The sequence below is a fragment of the Pantoea dispersa genome (assembly GCF_014155765.1).
GTDB lineage: Bacteria > Pseudomonadota > Gammaproteobacteria > Enterobacterales > Enterobacteriaceae > Pantoea > Pantoea dispersa.
On record NZ_SCKT01000008.1, the window covers coordinates 18631 to 38523 of the forward strand.

At 58.7% G+C, this 19893-nt stretch carries 18 protein-coding genes; 7 read left to right on the forward strand and 11 right to left on the reverse strand.

All coding sequences use genetic code 11. The annotated features are described in order from the left end of the window. Positions 1 to 81 precede the first annotated feature (81 nt). Together H7K56_RS18780 and udp are read right to left on the reverse strand one after the other, a co-directional pair. Positions 82 to 1353: a tetratricopeptide repeat protein gene (locus tag H7K56_RS18780; protein WP_104189298.1), complete on the reverse strand. Its 1272-nt coding sequence runs from the start codon at positions 1351 to 1353 to the stop codon at positions 82 to 84. A gap of 100 nt (positions 1354 to 1453) precedes the next feature. Next, positions 1454 to 2215 carry a uridine phosphorylase gene (gene udp / locus H7K56_RS18785; RefSeq protein WP_021506952.1) on the reverse strand — a complete coding sequence of 254 codons (762 nt, stop codon included), beginning with the start codon at positions 2213 to 2215 and terminating at the stop codon, positions 1454 to 1456. Between the two features lie 301 nt (positions 2216 to 2516). Between udp and H7K56_RS18790 the strand changes: the two genes are divergently transcribed. Then, positions 2517 to 3356, forward strand: a complete 840-nt coding sequence (locus H7K56_RS18790) for a dienelactone hydrolase family protein (RefSeq protein ID WP_150361808.1) — start codon at positions 2517 to 2519, stop codon at positions 3354 to 3356. 52 nt (positions 3357 to 3408) lie between these two features. Here H7K56_RS18790 and metE read toward each other — a convergent pair whose 3' ends face one another. Then, a complete protein-coding gene (gene metE, locus H7K56_RS18795; RefSeq protein ID WP_150361809.1) occupies positions 3409 to 5679 on the reverse strand; it encodes a 5-methyltetrahydropteroyltriglutamate--homocysteine S-methyltransferase in 2271 nt (756 codons plus the stop codon). Between the two features lie 226 nt (positions 5680 to 5905). Between metE and metR the strand changes: the two genes are divergently transcribed. Then, positions 5906 to 6838, forward strand: a complete 933-nt coding sequence (gene metR, locus H7K56_RS18800; protein ID WP_021506955.1) for an HTH-type transcriptional regulator MetR — start codon at positions 5906 to 5908, stop codon at positions 6836 to 6838. A 90-nt stretch (positions 6839 to 6928) separates the two neighbouring features. Then, positions 6929 to 7411: a YehS family protein gene (locus H7K56_RS18805; RefSeq protein WP_150361810.1), complete on the forward strand. Its 483-nt coding sequence runs from the start codon at positions 6929 to 6931 to the stop codon at positions 7409 to 7411. Here the strand turns inward: H7K56_RS18805 and H7K56_RS18810 are convergent. Then, positions 7408 to 8286, reverse strand: a complete 879-nt coding sequence (locus H7K56_RS18810; protein WP_150361811.1) for a carboxylate/amino acid/amine transporter — start codon at positions 8284 to 8286, stop codon at positions 7408 to 7410. The genes H7K56_RS18805 and H7K56_RS18810 overlap by 4 nt on opposite strands. Positions 8287 to 8688: 402 nt before the next feature. On the opposite strand from H7K56_RS18810, the gene glpT reads away from it, so the two are divergent. Then, a complete protein-coding gene (gene glpT / locus H7K56_RS18815) occupies positions 8689 to 10029 on the forward strand; it encodes a glycerol-3-phosphate transporter (protein ID WP_021506959.1) in 1341 nt (446 codons plus the stop codon). A gap of 34 nt (positions 10030 to 10063) precedes the next feature. On the opposite strand, the gene yigL is transcribed toward glpT, so the two are convergent. Together yigL and pldB are read right to left on the reverse strand one after the other, a co-directional pair. Next, entirely contained in the window at positions 10064 to 10864 is an 801-nt protein-coding gene (yigL, locus tag H7K56_RS18820; RefSeq protein ID WP_058758117.1) for a sugar/pyridoxal phosphate phosphatase YigL, read from the reverse strand. A 32-nt stretch (positions 10865 to 10896) separates the two neighbouring features. Further along, positions 10897 to 11892: a lysophospholipase L2 gene (pldB, locus tag H7K56_RS18825; protein ID WP_150361812.1), complete on the reverse strand. Its 996-nt coding sequence runs from the start codon at positions 11890 to 11892 to the stop codon at positions 10897 to 10899. A gap of 103 nt (positions 11893 to 11995) precedes the next feature. On the opposite strand from pldB, the gene rhtB reads away from it, so the two are divergent. Continuing rightward, complete coding sequence (rhtB, locus tag H7K56_RS18830; protein WP_021506962.1) at positions 11996 to 12619, forward strand: homoserine/homoserine lactone efflux protein; 624 nt, start codon at positions 11996 to 11998, stop codon at positions 12617 to 12619. Positions 12620 to 12700: 81 nt separating this feature from the next. Here the strand turns inward: rhtB and rhtC are convergent, their stop codons facing one another. The 3 genes from rhtC to pldA are packed head-to-tail and all read right to left on the reverse strand — an operon-like array spanning position 12701 to position 16059. After that, positions 12701 to 13324 carry a threonine export protein RhtC gene (gene rhtC, locus H7K56_RS18835; RefSeq protein WP_021506963.1) on the reverse strand — a complete coding sequence of 208 codons (624 nt, stop codon included), beginning with the start codon at positions 13322 to 13324 and terminating at the stop codon, positions 12701 to 12703. A gap of 12 nt (positions 13325 to 13336) precedes the next feature. After that, positions 13337 to 15160, reverse strand: coding sequence for an ATP-dependent DNA helicase RecQ (recQ, locus tag H7K56_RS18840; RefSeq protein ID WP_058758115.1), 1824 nt, complete (start codon positions 15158 to 15160; stop codon positions 13337 to 13339). Between the two features lie 20 nt (positions 15161 to 15180). Then, positions 15181 to 16059 carry a phospholipase A gene (gene pldA, locus H7K56_RS18845; RefSeq protein ID WP_021506965.1) on the reverse strand — a complete coding sequence of 293 codons (879 nt, stop codon included), beginning with the start codon at positions 16057 to 16059 and terminating at the stop codon, positions 15181 to 15183. Positions 16060 to 16223: 164 nt separating this feature from the next. Between pldA and H7K56_RS18850 the strand changes: the two genes are divergently transcribed. Next, positions 16224 to 16694, forward strand: coding sequence for a thioesterase family protein (locus H7K56_RS18850; RefSeq protein WP_031279610.1), 471 nt, complete (start codon positions 16224 to 16226; stop codon positions 16692 to 16694). A gap of 43 nt (positions 16695 to 16737) precedes the next feature. Continuing rightward, complete coding sequence (gene rarD, locus H7K56_RS18855) at positions 16738 to 17637, forward strand: EamA family transporter RarD (RefSeq protein WP_150361816.1); 900 nt, start codon at positions 16738 to 16740, stop codon at positions 17635 to 17637. Here rarD and H7K56_RS18860 read toward each other — a convergent pair. Together H7K56_RS18860 and corA are read right to left on the reverse strand one after the other, a co-directional pair. Next, on the reverse strand, positions 17608 to 18660 hold the full coding sequence (locus H7K56_RS18860) for an AbrB family protein (RefSeq protein ID WP_150361813.1): 1053 nt from the start codon (positions 18658 to 18660) through the stop codon (positions 17608 to 17610). The two genes, rarD and H7K56_RS18860, sit on opposite strands and share 30 nt — an antisense overlap. Before the next feature lie 231 nt (positions 18661 to 18891). Continuing rightward, complete coding sequence (corA, locus tag H7K56_RS18865; RefSeq protein WP_010617090.1) at positions 18892 to 19845, reverse strand: magnesium/cobalt transporter CorA; 954 nt, start codon at positions 19843 to 19845, stop codon at positions 18892 to 18894. Between the last annotated feature and the right edge of the window lie 48 nt (positions 19846 to 19893).

Here is a 19893-nt window from a genome sequence, read left to right on the forward strand (position 1 = left end):
GAGCGCCACTGTATGAATGTCCAGAACATTCATGGCAACCCGCGGATTTTATCGCGGGCGCGATGGGCACCGTCCGGGCAACTACAGGGCGCGCACGGTCAGATCGCCGGCTTTCCAGGCGTCAATCAGGAAAAACGGCATCGGCAGCACCCATTCGCTGTCGCTTTTCACCTTCGCCGGATAGCACCAGCTGTTGCCGCCGTAGGTCAGCTCCACCTGCTGCTGGCCATTTTCGGCGTTGGCCACTTTGCCGGCCATGCTGGCGAAACCGGCGTTGCTGCCGACGTGGAAGCTGTCGGTCTGCCAGCGAATCGGCGCATGCGCCGGCCACGGCTGCGCGTGGTGGAAGTGAAAGATATCGTCGTGATTGAGGATGCTGTCGCGCACCGTTGGCCACAGCGCTACCTTGAGGAAGTACTGGTCGGTAAAGCGCTCGCTGCCGTCATACTGCGCGATAAAGTCGCGCATTTGCTGCTCCACGTTGTGAAACACGCCGTGACAGCCGCCCCACATGCCGGCCAGTAACAGCTCGGTGTGAGAATAATAATCGCGCATGTGGTGGAACCAGAATGGCGAAGCCAGCCAGGCGTCGACGGCCGCGACTTCGCGCTCTGACAGCAGCGAATCCGCATCCCGCACGATGTAGCGTTTTACGCTGACATCGTCCATCACCAGAAAACGCCACAGCGTAGGGAAAATGGTTTTCTCCTGCGACATATCCACCAGCTGGGTGTTTGGCTGGGTCAGGCGCTGCCACACGTGCTGCGGCACGCTATCGTCGAGATAGATGCGGCACATCCAGTCCGGATAGAGCTCGCGCGCCACCTCAACGTTTTTAATCAGGGTTTCGCAGTAGCGCGGCTGACCGCCGTACAGGCTGAAGGAGATGATATTTTCTGCCGGATTGCTGCGGTTAATCGGCGCAGGCGCCGGTGCGGGAAAAGTCGCTTTCGCGCCCTGACTGAAACGCACGTCGGATTGGGTGAGCGATTCCAGGCCATAACGCGCCACTTCATCTTTCTTATCCAGCCAGCCACACACTTCCGTCAGGCCATCCAGCCAGGTTTCCGACGCCTGCGCGCGCTGCGCCGCCGGTGCCTGATAGATTTTCTGGTAAATCTTGTAGGATTTTTTATGTTCGCCGACGCGCATCAGCGTCAGCGCGTAGTCGCTGAGCACCTGCATCTGGTTAGGCATGACGCGCAGCACTTCTTCGCAGCACTGGCGCGCCAGAGGATAATCTGACGCGGCCATTGCCTGACGAAAGCGCGCGGCGGCACTCTCAACGCGGGCCTGCATTGCAGCAGGGCGGCTGGTAAAACCCGGACGTGGGACAGAGATCGTTTTGCGCATAGGAAATTTCTCAGAATCGGCTGAAATTGCGCGCATTCTAATCAGGCAATTGCTGAGCTCCCTATAAGCCTGGTCTCGAAATCATTCCCTGACTGGCGCGCTAAAGTAAACGACGCGCGGCATCCACCACAATTTTCACCGCATCGCTTTCTGTCTGCTTCATAGTGGCCGCATCCGGGATCTCTTTTTGCGTGCGATTCACGATGACGCCAGCCACCATGCCGGCACGCAGTCCCTGACTGGCGCACATGGTTAACAGTGTAGCGGATTCCATCTCATAGTTAAGCACGCCCATTTGCTGCCACTCTTTCATCGAGCCCTGGAAGCGGCTCACCACGCGTCCGGAGAAGGTGTCGTAGCGCTCCTGGCCAGGATAGAAGGTGTCTGACGAGGCGGTGACACCAATATGCGTGGTCGCACCGCAGGCTTCTGCCGCGGCCACCAGCGCGGTGGTACAGGCGAAGTCAGCCACCGCCGGGAATTCCATCGGCGCAAAGTGCAGGCTGGCACCGTCCAGACGGACCGAGGCGGTGGTCACCAGCACATCACCCACGTTGATGTGTGGCTGAATCGCGCCGGTGGTACCCACACGCAGGAAGGTACGTACGCCCAGCTGCGCCAGCTCTTCAACGGCGATAGAGGTGGACGGACCGCCAATACCGGTGGAACAGACAACCACCGGTTTGCCGTCGATCTCCGCCAGCCAGGTGGTGAATTCACGGTGCGACGCGAGGTGCTGTGGATTCTCCATCAGCGCCGCGATTTTCTTCACGCGCTCCGGATCGCCAGGAACAATCGCCAGCGTGGCTCCTTTCAAATCGGCTTTGGTGATGCCAAGGTGGAAAACGTCAGACTGGGCCATATCAGACTCCTGGAAGATAAGGGGGAATAAGCGCGCCACTTTACGTCAGCGGCCCGGATAAATATGTGACTGAATTCACTATCAATAATGAAAGTTACTTTGAACTAAAAATATTGTGTGACTCTAATCACATATTAGCGGTCTGCTGCGCTGAATTGCTACAAGCGGTGCTGTGTAACCGTAAAAGGCAGTGTTAATAGAGAAGCAGACCAGGTTAACCATCCCCCGTACCCTACGCCAGCCTTGCCGTAAGGCCAGGCTATAGTTACGTGATTGCGCACTTGCTAGCACGGAGAGAACCATGAAAACCGAAGACAATATGGCACAAAAATCCGCCACCGACGGCTTTGCGCCAGCGGTGCAGCCCACCGCAGCCAGCACTATCATTACCGCCAGCGATGCCATTCACGCGGGCGAGACGTCCGTGCCGAGCCAGGGTGAGAACCTGCCGGCTTATTATGCTCGTCCGCAACAGTTTAGCGGCACGCTGCCGGTCGTGCTGGTGGTGCAGGAAATTTTCGGCGTGCACGAGCACATCCGCGATCTGTGCCGCCGTCTGGCACTGGAAGGCTATCTCGCCGTGGCGCCGGAGCTCTATTTCCGCGAAGGCGATCCCAACGATTACAACGATATCCCTACCCTGTTCAAAGAGCTGGTGAGCAAAGTGCCGGATTCGCAGGTGCTGTCGGATCTCGACCACGTGGCCAACTGGGCGGCGCGCCACGGCGGCGATATCCGTCGTCTGGCGATCACCGGTTTCTGCTGGGGCGGTCGCATCAGCTGGCTGTTTGCCGCCCATAATCCGCAGGTGCGCGCCGCCGCCGCCTGGTACGGTCGCCTGGAGGGCGAGAAAACGCTGAAGCAGCAGAAACATCCTATTGATATTGCAGTGGATTTGAATGCACCGGTGCTGGGCCTGTACGGCGGCCAGGATGAAAGCATTACACTGGAGAGTATCGATAAGATGCGCCAGGCCCTGCACGCGGCCAATGCCAAAGCCGAGATTGTGGTGTATCCGGAAGCTGGTCACGCCTTCAACGCCGACTATCGTCCGAGCTACCACGCCGATTCCGCACAGGATGGCTGGCAGCGCATGCTGGCGTGGTTTAAGCAGTATGGCGTCGCGCCGAACGCGGAATAAAAAAGGGGCGCCAGGGCGCCCCAACTCAACAACACAACGTATTATCCTGCTATTAAACGGTTTCGGCGCGCAGCTTCTGCGCCGCTTTCACCATGTTGGCCAGCGCCTGACGCGTTTCACTCCAGCCACGCGTTTTCAGGCCACAGTCCGGGTTCACCCACAGGCGCTGCTGCGGAATACTCTGCGCCGCTTTGCGCAGTAGATCTTCCATCCACTCCACGCTCGGTACGTTGGGTGAGTGGATGTCATACACGCCCGGCCCGATTTCATTGGGATACTCAAACGCTTTAAACGCATCCAGCAGATCCATATCAGAACGTGAGGTTTCGATAGTGATCACGTCGGCGTCCAGCGCGGCGATCGAATCCATGATGTCGTTGAACTCGCAATAACACATGTGGGTGTGAATCTGCGTCTCGTCCTGCGCCACCGCAGCGTTGAGGCGGAACGCGTCCACCGCCCAGCGCAGGTAGGCTGCCCAGTCAGACTGATGCAGCGGCAAGCCTTCACGCAGCGCCGGTTCGTCAATCTGAATGATGCCGATACCGGCTTTTTCCAGGTCCTGCACTTCGTCGCGCAGCGCCAGCGCAATCTGTTTAGCGATGGTTTCGCGCGTCACGTCCTCCCGCGGGAACGACCAGCACAGGATGGTGACCGGTCCGGTCAGCATGCCCTTCACCGGTTTGTCGGTCAGCGACTGCGCATACTTTGCCCACTCGACGGTAATCGGCTGCGGGCGGCTGACATCCCCGATGATCACCGGCGGCTTAACACAGCGCGAGCCGTAGCTCTGTACCCAGCCGTTCTGCGTGAAAACAAAGCCGTCGAGGTTTTCGCCGAAGTACTCCACCATGTCGTTACGCTCGGCTTCGCCATGCACCAGCACGTCGAGCCCCAGACGTTCCTGCTCCGCAATCGCCTGCCGGATGTGTTCCGCAATACCGGTGCGGTAGTGGCCACCGTCAATGTTGCCTTTTTTGAAATCGAGGCGCAGGCCGCGAATCTCGGTGGTCTGCGGGAAAGAACCGATGGTGGTGGTGGGCCACGCCGGCAGGTTAAAGCGCTGACGCTGCGCCTGAGCACGCACGGTGTAGCTGCTGTTGCGCTCAGTGTCTCTGGCCTGGATTTGCGCCAGACGCTGCGCCACGACGGGATTATGCACGCGAGCAGAGTTTGCCCGGGCGCGAATCGGCGCGCTCCAGGCGTGCAGCACAGCGGCATCGTGCTGGTTTAGCGCCTGACTCAGCAGCGACAGCTCCGTGCACTTCTGTAACGCAAAGGCGAACCAGCTTTTTACCTCGTCGTCGAGGCGGGTTTCCACGCTCAGGTCAATGGGGCTGTGCAGTAGTGAACAGGAAGATCCAATCCACAGTTGCTGACGCTGGCCGATCAGCGGCTGCAGGCGCTCAAACCAGCGGGTGAGATCGGCGCGCCAGACGTTACGGCCATTGATCACCCCCAGCGACAGCAGCCAGTCCGCCGGGATCTGCTGGTTGAGTTGCTCAAGGTCGTCTTTGCCGTGCACCAGGTCCACGTGCAGGCCCTGCACCGGCAGCGTTTTGATGACATCAAGATTCTGACCAATGCTGTCAAAGTAGGTGGTCAGCAGCAGTTTCACTTCGCCCTGTAGCGCGTCGTACGCCGGTTTAAACGCCTCGCGCCACGCCTGCGGCAGTTCCAGCGCCAGCGCCGGCTCATCAATCTGCACCCATTCGATGCCGCGCTGATGCAGTTCAGCCAGCACCTGACGGTACACCGGCAGAATGGCCTGCAGCAGCGACAGGCGGTCAAAGGCGTCACCTTTCACCTTACCCAGCCACAAATAGGTCACCGGCCCCAGCAGCACCGGTTTGATGGCGTGGCCGAGCGCCAGCGCTTCATCCACCTCGTCCAGCAGCTGCGTCCAGCTGAGACGGAACTGCTGACCCTGGGTAAATTCCGGCACGATGTAGTGATAGTTGGTGTTAAACCATTTGGTCATCTCCGCCGCCGCCGCGGGCTCGCCGCTGGGCGCCCGACCGCGGCCGATGCGGAACAGGGTGTCGAGGTCAATCGAGCCGTCTTTATTCTGGTGCCGTGCCGGTACGTTACCGAGCAGCAGGCTGGTGGTCAGCACGTGATCGTACCAGGCAAAATCGCCGACCGGCAGCAGATCAACACCGGCGTCTTTCTGCTGCTGCCAGTGACGGGCGCGCAGTTCACGACCCACCGCCAGCAGTTCGTCCTGTGAGCTGTTCCCGGCCCAGTAGCTTTCCTGTGCTTTTTTCAGTTCGCGGCGCAGTCCGACGCGAGGGAAACCGAGAGTATGGTTCAGAATGGTCATGTGAGATTCTCCAGAAGTTGTTCGCTGTGCGACAGTCGCAGCAACCGATTTACGTTCATCCAGCGGGCAATCCTGCCGTGCGCTGAGCGTGTTAGCTGGACAAAGGTAAAGTGGCCGTCGCGTCTGACCGAGATGTTTAGCCGTCCAGATGTTTACACCGCTATAATCTGCGGGTACTGTATGTGTCTCAAGCGCAATTTGTTCAATCTCGATGTGAAGGACTCTCATGATCGAACTCAAACACCTGCGGACGCTGCAGGCGTTACGGCACACCGGCTCGCTGGCTGCCGCCGCCGCCCAGCTTCATCAGACGCAATCGGCGTTGTCTCACCAGTTCAGCGACCTGGAACAGCGGCTGGGCTTCCGGCTGTTCGTGCGTAAGAGCCAGCCGCTCCGTTTTACGCCGCAGGGAGAGATTCTGTTGCAGCTGGCGGAGCAGATTCTGCCGCAGATCCAGCAGGCGCTGCAGGCCTGTCATGAGCCGCATCAGACCACGTTGCGCATCGCTATCGAATGCCACAGCTGCATCCAGTGGCTGACGCCGGCCCTGAACAATTTCCGTCAGAGCTGGCCGCAGGTAGTGATGGACTTCAAATCCGGCGTGACCTTTGATCCGCAGCCGGCGCTGCAGCAGGGTGAACTGGACGTGGTGCTGACGTCCGATATTCTGCCGCGCAGCGGTTTGTTCTATGCGCCGATGTTTGATTTTGAGGTGCGGCTGGTGCTGGCGCCGGATCACCGTCTGGCGCAGCTGGCCCACATCACGCCGGAAGATTTGGCCGATGAGGTGCTGATGATCTATCCGGTACAGCGTCAGCGGCTGGACGTGTGGCGTAACTTCTTACAGCCAGCCGGCGTCAGCCCGGCGCTGAAGAGCGTGGATAATACGCTGCTGCTGATCCAGATGGTGTCGGCCGGCATGGGCATTGCCGCGCTGCCGCACTGGGTGGTAGAGAGCTTTGAGCACCAGGGGCTGGTGGTGACACGCACGCTGGGCGACGGATTGTGGAGCCGTTTATACGCGGCGATGCGCGACGGCGAGCAGCGGCAGCCGGTGCTGGAGGCCTTTGTGCGCTTTGCCCGTCAGCACGCCTGCGAGCACCTGCCTTACGTGCGCGATGCCTCGCGCCCCGGTTCCCTGCAGCCGGTCTCGTCCTGATGCCGCGGGCGGCCAATGTCGCCCGTGCTGTTATCCCTGCCCTGCCTGCTCTATAATGCGCCGCCTTAACCGCTACCGGAGAGTTTCACCATGACCAATAACGATGTGCTGCGCAGCGTGCGCTATATGCTGGATTTGAGCGACAGCAAAGTGGTGGAGATTTTTGCGCTGGCGGGCAGTGAAGTACCGCGTGAAGAAGTGCAGGCGTGGCTGAAGAAAGATGACGATGAGGCGTTTCGTAAACTGCCGGATGTGCTGATGGGCTACTTCCTCAACGGTCTGATTTTCTACCGTCGCGGCAAAAGCGAAGACGCGCCGGCCCCGTCGGTTGAGCGCCGCATGAACAATAATATCTTTCTCAAGAAGTTACGCATCGCCTTCGCGCTGAAAACCACCGATATCCCGGATATCTTATTGAAGGCTAACTTCAAGGTGTCACAGGCTGAAATCGGCGCGATTTTCCGCAACCCGGATCATAAAAATTATCGCGAGTGCGGTGACCAGATTCTGCGTAACTTCCTGAAAGGTTTAACGCTGATTCAGCGGCCATCGACACCCGCGAAAAAAAGCTAAGCGCCTGAACTGCTGCTTTTGGCCGTGTGTCCCAGTACCCAGCGTTTATGCACGTACAGGGACGCAAAAATCACTATCGCCCCGGCGATAAAGCTCGGCCAGTGCGGCTTCTCCTGCCAGATCGCCAAATTCACCAGTAATCCTGCCGGCACGTGCATGTTGTTCATAATGCCCAGCGTCCCGGCATCGACCTGGGTCGCGCCGTAGTTCCACATGAAGTAACCCAGCCCGGACGCGACCACGCCCAGCCACACCAGCACGCCCCACTGCAGCGTGGTGGTCGGCAGCTTGTGCGGATTGCCCCAGATGCACCAGGCGATCACCGCGATCAGCACTGCGCCGAGATAGAACCACGAGAACGCGGTGTGCTGCGGCATCGGGCGGACTTCCTGCAGGCGCTTATAGCCCACCATGCCAATCGCAAAGCAGATGTTAGCCGCCTGCACCAGCAGCAGTCCGAACCAGAAATCATCGCTGACTTTGTCGTAGCGGATAATGGCCGCACCGAGCACCGCCAGCAGCGCGCTGAAAGCATAGCCAATGCGCAGCGGGCGCTTGCTGAGCAGGTCATAAATCAGCGTGACATATAGCGGCGTCATCACCGTAAACAGCAGGAATTCCGGCACGCTGAGATAGAGATAAGCCTCGAAACTGATCAGATACATGATGCCTAATTGCAGCATGCCCACCAGCATATAGAGCAGTAACGTTGAGGCGCGGTAACCGCGCCAGCGCAGAAACGGCAGAAAGACCAGCGCCGCCAGGCCTAAACGCATCAGCACCGAGAACCAGGTATCCACCTGCCCCGCCAGATACTCCCCGATTAAACTAAAAGAAAAAGCCCACAGAATGGTGGTAACGATCAGCAACAGCACGGTTATGTATCCTAAAGTTCAACACTGGCGCTAGTGTAAACAAACTACAGCGCGCTGGCGGGATAATCTGGTTGACATGTGATGAAATTAAACACGATCGCATCTTCACTGCCCGGTCAGCAGGCACGCATCCGCAAGGCGGGATGACCGACGGGCGGCAATTTTTATGAGGCAGCGCGCCGTTTTTCTGGCAAAAATGCGCGAAATCCAACATTTACTGGTTTATATCGCTCTTTATTGTCATAAAACTGTAACATATGTGTCACACGTCACAGTAACTGCGCGTAACCATCACTATTCTGTGCGCGAAATGGAAAGGTTGCTTTCTGTTCGCTGTCGTACTTTTTTTGCCCCAACCTGCTGGGAATCGATAACTATATTGCGCCCTGGAGGGCCATTCTGATGTTGAGTATTTTTAAACCTGCACCACACCAGCCCCAGGTGGCGGACGATCGCGTCGATCCGCTCTATCGTCGTCTGCGCTGGCAGATCTTCTTCGGCATTTTCTTTGGCTACGCCGCCTATTATCTGGTGCGCAAAAACTTTGCGCTGGCGATGCCTTACCTGGTCGAACAGGGCTTTTCCCGCGGCGACCTTGGCTTTGCCCTCTCCGGCATCTCCATCGCCTACGGTTTTTCCAAATTCATCATGGGATCGGTCTCGGATCGCTCCAACCCGCGGGTATTTTTGCCCGCCGGCCTGATTCTCGCCGCCGCCGTGATGCTGGTGATGGGCTTCGTGCCATGGGCAACCTCAAGCATCATGGTGATGTTCGTGCTGCTGTTTCTGTGTGGCTGGTTCCAGGGCATGGGCTGGCCACCGTGCGGACGCACCATGGTGCACTGGTGGTCGCAGAAAGAGCGCGGCGGCATTGTGTCGGTATGGAACTGCGCGCACAACGTGGGTGGCGGTATTCCTCCGCTGCTGTTCCTGCTCGGCATGGCGTGGTTTAACGACTGGAAAGCCGCGCTCTATATGCCGGCGTTTGGTGCCATCCTCGTCGCCATCATCGCTTTTGCGCTGATGCGCGATACGCCGCAGTCGTGCGGGCTACCGCCGATTGAGGCATGGAAGAATGACTATCCGCCGGATTACAGCGAGAACCACGAACAGGAGCTGACGGCGAAGCAGATTTTCATGCAGTACGTGCTGCCGAATAAGCTGCTGTGGTACATCGCGCTGGCCAACGTATTCGTTTATCTGCTGCGCTACGGCATTCTCGACTGGTCACCGACCTATTTGAAAGAGGTGAAGCACTTCACGCTGGATAAATCCTCGTGGGCCTATTTCCTGTACGAATACGCCGGGATTCCGGGCACGCTGCTGTGCGGCTGGATGTCGGACAAGGTATTCCGCGGCAATCGCGGTGCCACCGGGGTGTTTTTCATGACGCTGGTGACCATCGCCACCATCATTTACTGGCTGAACCCGCCGGGCAATCCGGGCATAGATATGATCTGCATGATCGTCATTGGCTTCCTGATCTACGGTCCGGTGATGCTGATTGGTCTGCACGCGCTGGAGCTGGCACCGAAAAAAGCGGCCGGCACTGCGGCAGGCTTTACCGGTCTGTTCGGCTATCTCGGCGGATCGGTGGCAGCCAGTGCGATTGTCGGTTACACCGTGGATTTCTTCGGCTGGGACGGCGGTTTCTTAGTGATGATTGTCGGATCGGTGCTGGCGGTGGTGTTACTGCTGCTGACCATGGTCAGCGAGCATCGCCACAAGCAGCAGCAGGCATAATCTGAGCGGGCCGGTGAATACCGGCCCGTTTTATTCAGGCCAGGAACAACTTACGCAGCGTCTGCGGCACCGCGTCGTCGGCGTTGCTGCCAATCACTTCCAGCGTCGGCAGCGTATCTTTCAGGCGCTGATGGGCGTTACGCATGATGCAGCCTTTGCCCGCCATACTCAGCATCTCGACATCATTCATGCCGTCGCCAAACGCGATGCACTCTTTCAGCGAATAGCCAAGCTGTTTCGCCACGGCTTCCAGCGCGTGCCCTTTCGAGACGCCGCCAGCCATTACTTCCAGACAGGTGGGCAGCGAGAAACTGACGTTAACCCGGTCACCCCAGCGCGCTTCAATCGCCTGTTCCAGCGGAACCAGATGCTCCGGATCGTCGCAGGTGAAGAACACTTTGCTGATGCCGTCGGTGGCCAGCATGCCTGGCTGATACACCTGATAGGTGAACACCGATTCCTGGAAAAACTCCGCTTCCTGTGGATTATGGCGGCTGATGTGCCACTCATCGTCGCGGTAAACGTGCGTCAGGATTTTCTCATCGTGATACTTCAGGCCATACAGCTCGCTGGCGATATCGCTGTCCAGATTGTGGCTGAACACCAGTTCGCCGTCGGCGTTGTGCACGCGCGCGCCGTTTGAGGTGATCATATACGCCGGAATGCCGAGCTTATCGCGCATCTGACCGACGTCGATGTAGTGGCGTCCGGTGGCAAAGATAAAATGCACATCGCGCGCCACCAGTTCCTGCAGGGTGGTGCGGGCAAACGGCGTCAGACGATGTTGCGGAGAAAGCAGCGTGCCATCCAGGTCGGATGCAACGATGTGGTACATGTAGGCCTCTGGCATTGATGTCTAAGAATACATTAGTCACGGTGGCGCTGATAAAAGTCGACCACCGCATTGAGCGCTTCGGCGCGCATGGCGTCTGTTTCAAACAGGATCTCGTGACGCGCGCCCTGAATGATGTAAGGCGTGGTGCCTTCCACCGCATGTCCCGCTGCCGCCATGGCCTCACAGAACAGATCCTGCGCGCGGTTATCCACCACATCGTCTTCACTGGCCTGCAGCAGCAGAATCGGTGTCGTAATCTGCGCCACCTGATTAAGGATATGGCGTCCGGCCTGAATCCCTTCCCGCACCCAGTGATAGGTGGGGCCGCCGACGCGAATCGCCGGCTCGTCGGCATAAAAACGCAGATTGCGACGATAGCGTTCGCGACTGTGCGTCAGCCGGTTAATGCCAAACGGGCTGGCGCGCCAGCGTCCGGTGCCCAGCGCGTAGCCGTCGCGCAGCGCGGGCAGCTTTTCCGCCCAGTCGAGAATACGGTGCGCCAGAAACGGCGGCAGCGGCAGCACGATACCAAACATCGGCGCACAAAACACCGCCGCGTGGAAGGCCTGCGGCTGACGCGCCAGAAACAGCGCCACAATTGCGCCGCCCATCGAGTGCGCCAGCACGTAGCGCTGCTGATAGTGATGGCTGACGATCTCTTTCAGATACAGCGTTTCCAGATCGTCGACATAATCGCTGAACTCCACCACATGACCGCGATGCGAATCAGCCAGCAGCCGGTCTGAACGCCCCTGACCGCGATGGTCGATAATCACCACATCGTAGCCGCAGTGGAACAGGTCATAGGCCAGCTCGGGGTATTTGATGTAGCTTTCAATGCGTCCGGGCACAATCAGGATGACACGGCGGTGTTGCGGTGAGGTGAAGCGCACATAGCGAATGGTCAGATTGCCCACGCCGCTGAATTCACACTCTTCACGCTGACGCCAGAAGTCGAGCAGCGGACCGGTAGCAAAGGCTGAAAAAGCGTGCTCACGTCCGAGCCAACTCTGTTTATGCTGCTGCATCCGTCCCCCTGAAAAAACGTCAAACGCGGCCCTGCACTTAATAGCGCAGCGCGATTTTCTGGCGTATTGTGTCACACTTCACTCTCTTCAGGGAATGTCACCCATGACCATTGAATGGTGGTTAACCTACCTGTTAACCACGACCATCCTCAGCCTCTCGCCCGGTTCCGGCGCGATCAACACCATGAGCACCGGCATCAGCCACGGCTATCGCGGTGCGGCAGCCTCAATTACCGGATTACAGCTGGGTCTTGCCGTGCATATTGTGCTGGTGGGCGCCGGTCTGGGCGCGCTGTTTTCGCAGTCGGTGCTGGCGTTTGAGGTACTGAAATGGGCGGGCGCGGCCTATCTGGTGTGGCTTGGCATTCAGCAGTGGCGCTCAGCGGGCGGAATCGATCTCAATGCGGTGGCCAAAGCGATGCCGCGTCGTCGTCTGTTTCAGCGCGCGCTGCTGGTGAATCTCACCAATCCGAAGAGCATTGTGTTTCTCGCCGCGCTGTTTCCGCAGTTTATCGTGCCGCACCAGCCGCAGCTGATGCAGTATCTGGTGCTCGGCGTGACCACCATCGTGGTCGACATCATTGTGATGATTGGTTACGCCACGCTGGCGACGCGCATTGCTGGCTGGATCAAAGGTCCGAAGCAGATGAAACTGCTGAACCGGGTGTTTGGTGGCTTGTTTATGGCGGTCGGCGCACTGCTGGCCAGCGCACGTAAAATGGCGTAACGATTGGCATTGATCGTAGCGGCACGCTTTATCGCGCCCAGTTGAAACGCGCAAAAAATTGCGCCGCTACGGTTCGGGATCTTATCGGGAGATGATGAGGTGAATACCAAACCCGGCAAACAGCACGCCCGCCATACCGTCCACCCACTTCGCCATCCGCTGATACTTATCGCGCATCCACGGCAGGGCAAAAATCGCCGCCACCAGGGTAAACCAGGCAAAGGTTTCACCGACAATCAACAGGAACAGGCCCCAGCGCTCAATCGCGCCCACATCGTTACCCACGAACAGTGAAAACACACTGCCGAAGTAGATGATGGCTTTCGGGTTAGACAGGTTGGTGAGAAACCCTTTGAGGAAGCTCATGCCACGCTTTGGCAGCTCAACCACCGGCGCTTCCGTATGAGGTTGCTTGTGACGCTGACGCGCTGAGCGCAGCAGCTGCCAGCCCATCCACAGCAGATACAGCCCGCCACCGACCATGATGATTTCATGCAGCCACGCCATTTTCTCCAGAATCAGATGCAGGCCCATCAGCGCGACACCGGCCCAAATCACAATCCCCAGCGTAATGCCGAGCACGCCCATCATCGCTTCTTTGCGCGAGCGGCTGGCGGCGGTCTGTGAGACAAAAAAGAAGTCCGGTCCCGGACTCATCAGCGCAACCAGATGCACCAGCGCGACGGTGGCAAATAACATCAGCATGGTTTATTTCCCTTATTCTTCATCAAGATGTTCTTTGATCATCAGCAGGAACGGCTTACCGAAGCGCTCCAGTTTGCGATGACCGACCCCGTTCACGCTCAGCATCTCTGAAGCGCTGACCGGCATTTGTTCTGCCATTTCAATCAGCGTGGCGTCGTTAAACACCACGTAAGGCGGAATATTCTCTTCGTCGGCGATGGCTTTACGCAGCTTACGCAGCTTGGCGAACAGCTTGCGATCGTAATTGCCGCCGTAGACTTTTGGCGCGCTGCTGCGGCTTTTCACCGTCACAGTGCGCGGTACCGCCAGCATCAGCGGCACTTCAGCGCGCAGCACCGGGCGCGCGGCCTCAGTGAGCTGCAGCGCCGAGTGCATGGCGATATTTTGCGTCACCATGCCCAGATGGATCAGCTGGCGCAGCACGCTGACCCAGTGCTCCTGACTCTGCTCGCGCCCGAGGCCGTACACCGGCAGTTTGTCGTGGCCGTTATCGCGGATGCGCTGGTTGGTTGAGCCGCGCAAAACTTCAACAATATAGCTCATCCCAAAACGCTGCCCGGTACGATAAATGCCCGACAGCGCTTTTTGCGCTTCGACCAGGCCGTCATAGCGCCGCGGCGGATCGAGGCAGATATCGCAGTTGCCGCACGGCTGCTGGCGACCTTCACCAAAGTAGTTAAGCAGCACCAGACGACGGCAGGTTTGCGCCTCGGCAAAAGCGCCCATGGCGTTGAGTTTGTGGCGTTCAATATCCTGCAGCGGCCCGGGCGCTTTCTCTTCCAGACACTTACGCAGCCACGCCATGTCGGCCGGGTCGTACAGCATCATCGCTTCCGCCGGCAGGCCATCACGCCCGGCGCGGCCGGTCTCCTGATAGTAGGATTCGATATTACGCGGAATATCGAAGTGCACCACAAAACGCACGTTGGGCTTGTTGATGCCCATGCCGAACGCCACGGTCGCGACCACGATTTGCAAATCGTCACGCTGAAAGGCTTCCTGCACGCGTGCGCGCTGCTCGCTGTCGATGCCGGCATGATAAGCGCCAACGCTGATGCCGCGACTCTGCAGACGCGCAGCGGTGTCTTCCACTTTGGCGCGGCTGTTACAGTAGATGATGCCGCTTTTGCCGCGCTGATCCTGCACATAGCGCAGCAGCTGCTCGGTAGGCTTGAACTTCTCCACCAGCGTGTAGCGAATGTTGGGACGGTCAAAACTGCTGATCTGAATCAGCGGATCGTGCATTTGCAGCAGATGCACGATGTCGTTACGCGTGGCTTCATCGGCGGTGGCGGTCAGCGCCATCACCGGCAGCTGCGGAATGCGCTGGCGCAGCTGACCGAGCGCGCCATATTCCGGACGGAAATCGTGGCCCCACTGCGAAATACAGTGCGCTTCATCGACGGCCAGCATCACCGGATTCCAGTGCTGCAGGGTGTCGAGGAAGTTATCCATCATCAGACGTTCCGGCGCGATGTACAGCAGCCGCAGTTTGCCGCTGCGGCAGTCCGCAAACACCTGCTGCTGCTGCTCACGCGTCTGCGTCGAGTTAAGGCACGCCGCCGCCACGCCGTTCGCCAGCAGCTGATCGACCTGATCTTTCATCAGTGAAATCAGCGGCGAAACCACCAGCGTCAGCCCTTCGCGCACCAGCGCCGGGATTTGATAGCACAGCGATTTGCCGCCGCCGGTCGGCATCACCACCAGGCAGTCGCGCCCTGACAGCGCGGTTTCGATGATGGTTTGCTGACCCGGACGGAACTGCTGATAGCCGAAGGTATCCTGTAATACCTGCTGCGCCAGCATTTCCTGATTAAGCACTGCCGATGTTGCCACGGTAATCCTGTTTTGACTGGTTAGAACAGATCGTTAAGCGTTACGCCGACGCCAAGACGCGTCTGGCGATGGTTATAGTCAATAAGGGATTCACCATAACCGCTGAACAGCTGCGTGTAAAAGCGCACGTGTTCAGAAATCGGATAGCTCCACGCGAAGGTTGCACCGCCGTAGCCGCTATTCCAGTTGTAGTTGCCTTCCACGCTGAAAATGCTGTCGCCGAGCATATAGCCCAGCTTCGCGCGGTAGTAGCCCATGTATTTGGTGATGTCCGGGTTATCGTCGTTGCTGGCACTTTCCGGCAGACGATACCAGGGTTTGATTTCCGCCAGGAAGTTGCCGTTCTCCGCCATCAGACGGGCGTAAGCGCGGTTCCAGCTGCGTGACGTGGGATCGCTGCGGCCGTTTGACTGATGATTCAGACCCAGCTCGACGTCGCGTAATGTCCAGCCGCCCAGCGAATAGTCGGTAGCCCAGCCGAGAAAAATCTGCGGCTCATAGTTGGTTTCACGAAACGGTGATGAAGCCCCCCGGTTCGACAACTGCCACCAGGAGCGCTGAGTATACGACGCGGCCAGCACCGAGTTGTCACCCAAAATGCCGCGCCACAGCGGAAACGCCAGGCTGAGCTGGAATTTTACTTCATCCTTTTTCGCTTTGTCTGCCCAGTTGTAAGAGGAAATCGCCTCTTTATTCATGTCGCTGGTGTAGGTGTAAAGCAGATAGTTATTTTCATAGGGATAAAGCACGAATGGGTTATCGTGTTTTTCCAGCAGGTTAGCGATAATACTGCCCTTCACTGCTGGTGCGTCATGAACCTCTTTCACGGTGGCTTCATCGGCCTGCGCCAGCGCAGGGACCATAAATGCCGCGGCCAGCAAGGCGTACTGCTTACGCATAGAATTCTCCAGAGCGCTGCAAAAGTTATCGTCGGGCGACGGTTCAAAAAGCACGCCATTCTACACGCAAACCCGGTGGTTGATTAGCGCGGATTTCTGAAACTGGAAAGCGGCGCGAACGCGGCATAATATACACAATTCTTTAACATCTTAAGGCAGGAAAAATGTCATCCCCGATGCTGACACAGCAGGAAGCGCGCCGGCTGATTGGCGAAATTTTTGTCTATCACATGCCGTTTAATCAGGCACTGGGCCTTGAGCTGGATCGCCTTGAAGCCGATTACGCCGAACTCGGCTTTGCCAATAAAACCATGCTGGTGGGTAACGCCGCGCAGCAGATTCTGCACGGTGGCGTGATTGCCTCAGTGCTGGATGTTGCCGCCGGGCTGGTGTGCGTCAGCCATGCGCTGTCGCGCCAGCAGAGCATCAGCGAAGAGGAGCTGCGTCAGCGCCTGTCACGCATGGGCACCATCGACATGCGCGTCGACTATCTGCGCCCGGGCCGCGGCGAGCGCTTTGTCGCCACCAGCAGTCTGCTGCGCGCCGGGAATAAAGTCGCGGTAGCGCGCGTCGAGCTGCACAATCAGCAGGGCGATTACATCGCCACCGCGACTGCGACCTATCTTATTGGTTAATCTCACGCGGCCTGCGACACTCGCCGCTTTTCTGGAATAGATGATGGATACGCAACAAACGCGTCAGGGCATTTTTTATGCGCTGGGCGCTTACTTTATCTGGGGCATCGCGCCGGCCTATTTCAAGCTGGTCAAAGAGGTGCCACCAACAGAAATTATGACCCACCGTGTGATTTGGTCGGCCCTGTTTATGCTGGGGCTGATTACCCTGAGCCGCAGCTGGCGTCAGGTACGCAGCGTGCTGGCCCAGCCGAAAAAAGTGCTGCTGCTGGCGCTGACCGCACTGACCATCGGCGGCAACTGGCTGCTGTTTATCTGGGCGGTGAATAATCAGCATATGCTGGAGGCCAGCCTCGGCTACTTTATCAACCCGCTGATTAACGTGGTGTTTGGCATGCTGTTTCTGCGCGAGCGTTTCCGCCGTCTGCAGTGGCTGGCGGTGCTGCTGGCGGCCACCGGCGTGCTGGTGCAGCTGTGGCAGTTCGGTTCGCTGCCGATCATCGGCCTCGGCCTGGCGCTGAGCTTCGCGCTGTATGGGCTGGTGCGCAAGAAGATTCAGGTTGATGCACAGAGCGGTATGCTGATTGAAACCGCGTGGCTGTTCCCGCTGGCGGCCATCTATCTGTTTGGCTTTGCTGACAGCGCCACCAGCCACCTCAGCGCCAATCTGCTCAGCCTGAACCTCAAGCTGATCGCCGCCGGCATCATTACCACCATTCCGCTGATGCTGTTTGCCGCCGCCTGCGCGCGCCTGCGCCTGTCGACGGTCGGTTTCTTTCAGTACCTCGGGCCGACGCTGATGTTCCTGCTGGCGGTGCTGTTTTACGGTGAGAGCCTGACGCCGGATAAAATGGTGACCTTCGGCTTCATCTGGCTGGCGCTGGCGATCTTCATTCTGGACGCGCTGCTGTTTTCAGCCCGCACGCGCGTGCGCATAGCGTGAGATAAAACGGGCCATCGCCGGGCCAGTGAGCAGAATGGTAAACAGACGCAGCGTCTGCAGCGCCATGACAAACGCGATATCGACCCGGCTGCCAGCAGCAATAATTGCCACCGTATCCAGCCCGCCCGGGCTGGTTGCCAGATAAGCGGTCATCAGATCGACGTGCAGCACGCGCGTCAGCATCCACGCCAGCCCCCCGCACAACAGCATCAGGCCGATAATCGAGGCGATCATTTGCGGCAGCGTGCGCAGCGCCAGCAAAAAGATCGGCCGGGTAAAGCGCAGGCCAACGCTCCAGCCGATCAGCGCATAGGCCAGTGCCAGCAGCCACTCCGGCACCTGCAGCGTCGCGACCCCCGTTCCGTGCAGCGTGGCACCCATCAGCGCCGGCAGCAGCAGCGCGCCGGACGGGATACGCAGTTTCTGCCCCAGCCACGCACCCGCCACCATCACCAGCAGCGTCAGCGCGAAGCCACTGTGCAGCGGCGGCAGCCAGACAATGTGGGCGGCGGCACCGCTGCTGCCAAGGCCGATGCGGGCCACCACGGCCGCCGCGGTGGCGACAAACAGTACGCGCAGATATTGCATAAACGCCACCAGCCGCACGTCGGCGCCGAAATCACCCGCCATCGCCACCATTGCGGACGCGCCGCCCGGCGACGATCCCCACGCGCCGGTCGGTCCCGGCAGCGAGCTAAAGCGCACCAGCAGAAAACCGGACAGCCCGCTGGCCGCCAGCGTCAGCAGCAGCACCGCCAGCACCACCGGCCAGTCATCGAGCAGCGGTGAGAGGATCGCTGGCGACAGGCTCTGGCCGATCATGCAGCCCAGCACCGCCTGCGCCAGCACGAACAGCCGTTTGTCGATGCGCACGGTTGCGCCGCTCAGCCCCATAATGGTACCGACAATCATCGGACCGAGCAGCAGTGCAGCCGGCAGGTGCAACAGCTGCAACAGGCAGCCCAGCACCAGCGAAGCCGTCAGCAGCAGCGCCCACTGCTGCCGCAAAGAGAAACGCGCCATAAGGTGGAAATCAGAAAGTGAGTTGAGGCAACAGGTTAGCAGATTAGCGCTGGCGCGTCAGGGGTAAGGCGCCAGCAAAAGACCGCACGCTGTTGTAGCGGCGCAATTTATTGCGCTCAGGTTTGCGTATTAATAACGCGAATGCCACGACGCAATATGCTGAGCATCCGTTAGACAAAGCGCGATGAATCGCGCCGCTACGGTTCTGTGCGATGATGCAATGCTGTGCGATTACAGCCAGTTCTTCCGTTTGAAATAGAGATACGGCGCCAGCCCGGCGAGAATCATCAGGCCAATCGCACCGGGATAACCAAAGCTCCACTTCAGCTCCGGCATAAACTCAAAGTTCATACCGTAGCTGGAGGCCACCAGCGTCGGCGGCAGGAACACCACGGACACCACCGAGAAGATTTTGATGATGCGGTTCTGCTCGATGTTAATAAAGCCCATCGCCGCCTGCATCAGGAAGTTAACCTTCTGGAACAGCGATTCGTTGTGCGGCAGCAGCGATTCGATGTCGCGCAGGATCTCGCGCGCCTGCTCCAGCTGATTGCCCGGCAGCCGCGCTTTACGCACCAGGAAGTTCAGCGCACGCTGGGTATCCATCAGACACAGGCGTACTTTCCAGCCGATATCTTCCAGCTCCGCCAGGCGCGACAGCGCGTCGTCGTACTCTTCGCCCTGCTGCCCTTCCATGATCACGCGGCTGAGTTTTTCCAGCGCGCTATAGATGTTCTCGATCTCATCCGCCAGTTGCTCGATTTTGGTTTCGAACAGATCGAGCAGCAGTTCGTAGGCGTTGCCGTCGGTCAGCTGCTGATTGCGCGCGCGCATGCGGTACAGGCGGAACGCCGGCAGCTCACGCTCGCGCAGTGTGTACAGGCGATCTTCGCGGATGGTAAACGCCACGGTGGAGTTGCCGGCGTGATCTTCAGCATCTTCAAAAAAGAAAAAGGAGTGGATGTGCAGGCCGTCTTCGTCCTCGAAGAAACGCGCCGAGGCCTCAATGTCCTCCAGCTCGGGGCGCGTTGCCAGGCTCTGCCCCAGTTCCGACTGCACGCGCTCACGCTCGCTGTCGTCCGGCTCGATCAGATCGACCCACACCGAGGTGTTGAGTTTGTCGTTGTTGTCTTCCAGCTCGATGCGCGTCAGGCGATCGCGCTCCAGTTTAAATGCGCTCAGCATAGCAATACTCCCCATTGCAGACGACATGGGACAAGGCGGTGAACCGCA

What these genes read in the sequence shown, in the direction of transcription:
- H7K56_RS18780 (WP_104189298.1), bottom strand. Translation starts at nt 1,353, where the DNA reads ATGCGCAAAACGATCTCTGTCCCACGTCCGGGTTTTACCAGCCGCCCT.
- udp (WP_021506952.1), bottom strand. Translation starts at nt 2,215, where the DNA reads ATGGCCCAGTCTGACGTTTTCCACCTTGGCATCACCAAAGCCGATTTG.
- H7K56_RS18790 (WP_150361808.1), top strand. Translation starts at nt 2,517, where the DNA reads ATGAAAACCGAAGACAATATGGCACAAAAATCCGCCACCGACGGCTTT.
- metE (WP_150361809.1), bottom strand. Translation starts at nt 5,679, where the DNA reads ATGACCATTCTGAACCATACTCTCGGTTTCCCTCGCGTCGGACTGCGC.
- metR (WP_021506955.1), top strand. Translation starts at nt 5,906, where the DNA reads ATGATCGAACTCAAACACCTGCGGACGCTGCAGGCGTTACGGCACACC.
- H7K56_RS18805 (WP_150361810.1), top strand. Translation starts at nt 6,929, where the DNA reads ATGACCAATAACGATGTGCTGCGCAGCGTGCGCTATATGCTGGATTTG.
- glpT (WP_021506959.1), top strand. Translation starts at nt 8,689, where the DNA reads ATGTTGAGTATTTTTAAACCTGCACCACACCAGCCCCAGGTGGCGGAC.
- yigL (WP_058758117.1), bottom strand. Translation starts at nt 10,864, where the DNA reads ATGTACCACATCGTTGCATCCGACCTGGATGGCACGCTGCTTTCTCCG.
- pldB (WP_150361812.1), bottom strand. Translation starts at nt 11,892, where the DNA reads ATGCAGCAGCATAAACAGAGTTGGCTCGGACGTGAGCACGCTTTTTCA.
- rhtB (WP_021506962.1), top strand. Translation starts at nt 11,996, where the DNA reads ATGACCATTGAATGGTGGTTAACCTACCTGTTAACCACGACCATCCTC.
- rhtC (WP_021506963.1), bottom strand. Translation starts at nt 13,324, where the DNA reads ATGCTGATGTTATTTGCCACCGTCGCGCTGGTGCATCTGGTTGCGCTG.
- pldA (WP_021506965.1), bottom strand. Translation starts at nt 16,059, where the DNA reads ATGCGTAAGCAGTACGCCTTGCTGGCCGCGGCATTTATGGTCCCTGCG.
- H7K56_RS18850 (WP_031279610.1), top strand. Translation starts at nt 16,224, where the DNA reads ATGTCATCCCCGATGCTGACACAGCAGGAAGCGCGCCGGCTGATTGGC.
- rarD (WP_150361816.1), top strand. Translation starts at nt 16,738, where the DNA reads ATGGATACGCAACAAACGCGTCAGGGCATTTTTTATGCGCTGGGCGCT.
- H7K56_RS18860 (WP_150361813.1), bottom strand. Translation starts at nt 18,660, where the DNA reads ATGGCGCGTTTCTCTTTGCGGCAGCAGTGGGCGCTGCTGCTGACGGCT.
- corA (WP_010617090.1), bottom strand. Translation starts at nt 19,845, where the DNA reads ATGCTGAGCGCATTTAAACTGGAGCGCGATCGCCTGACGCGCATCGAG.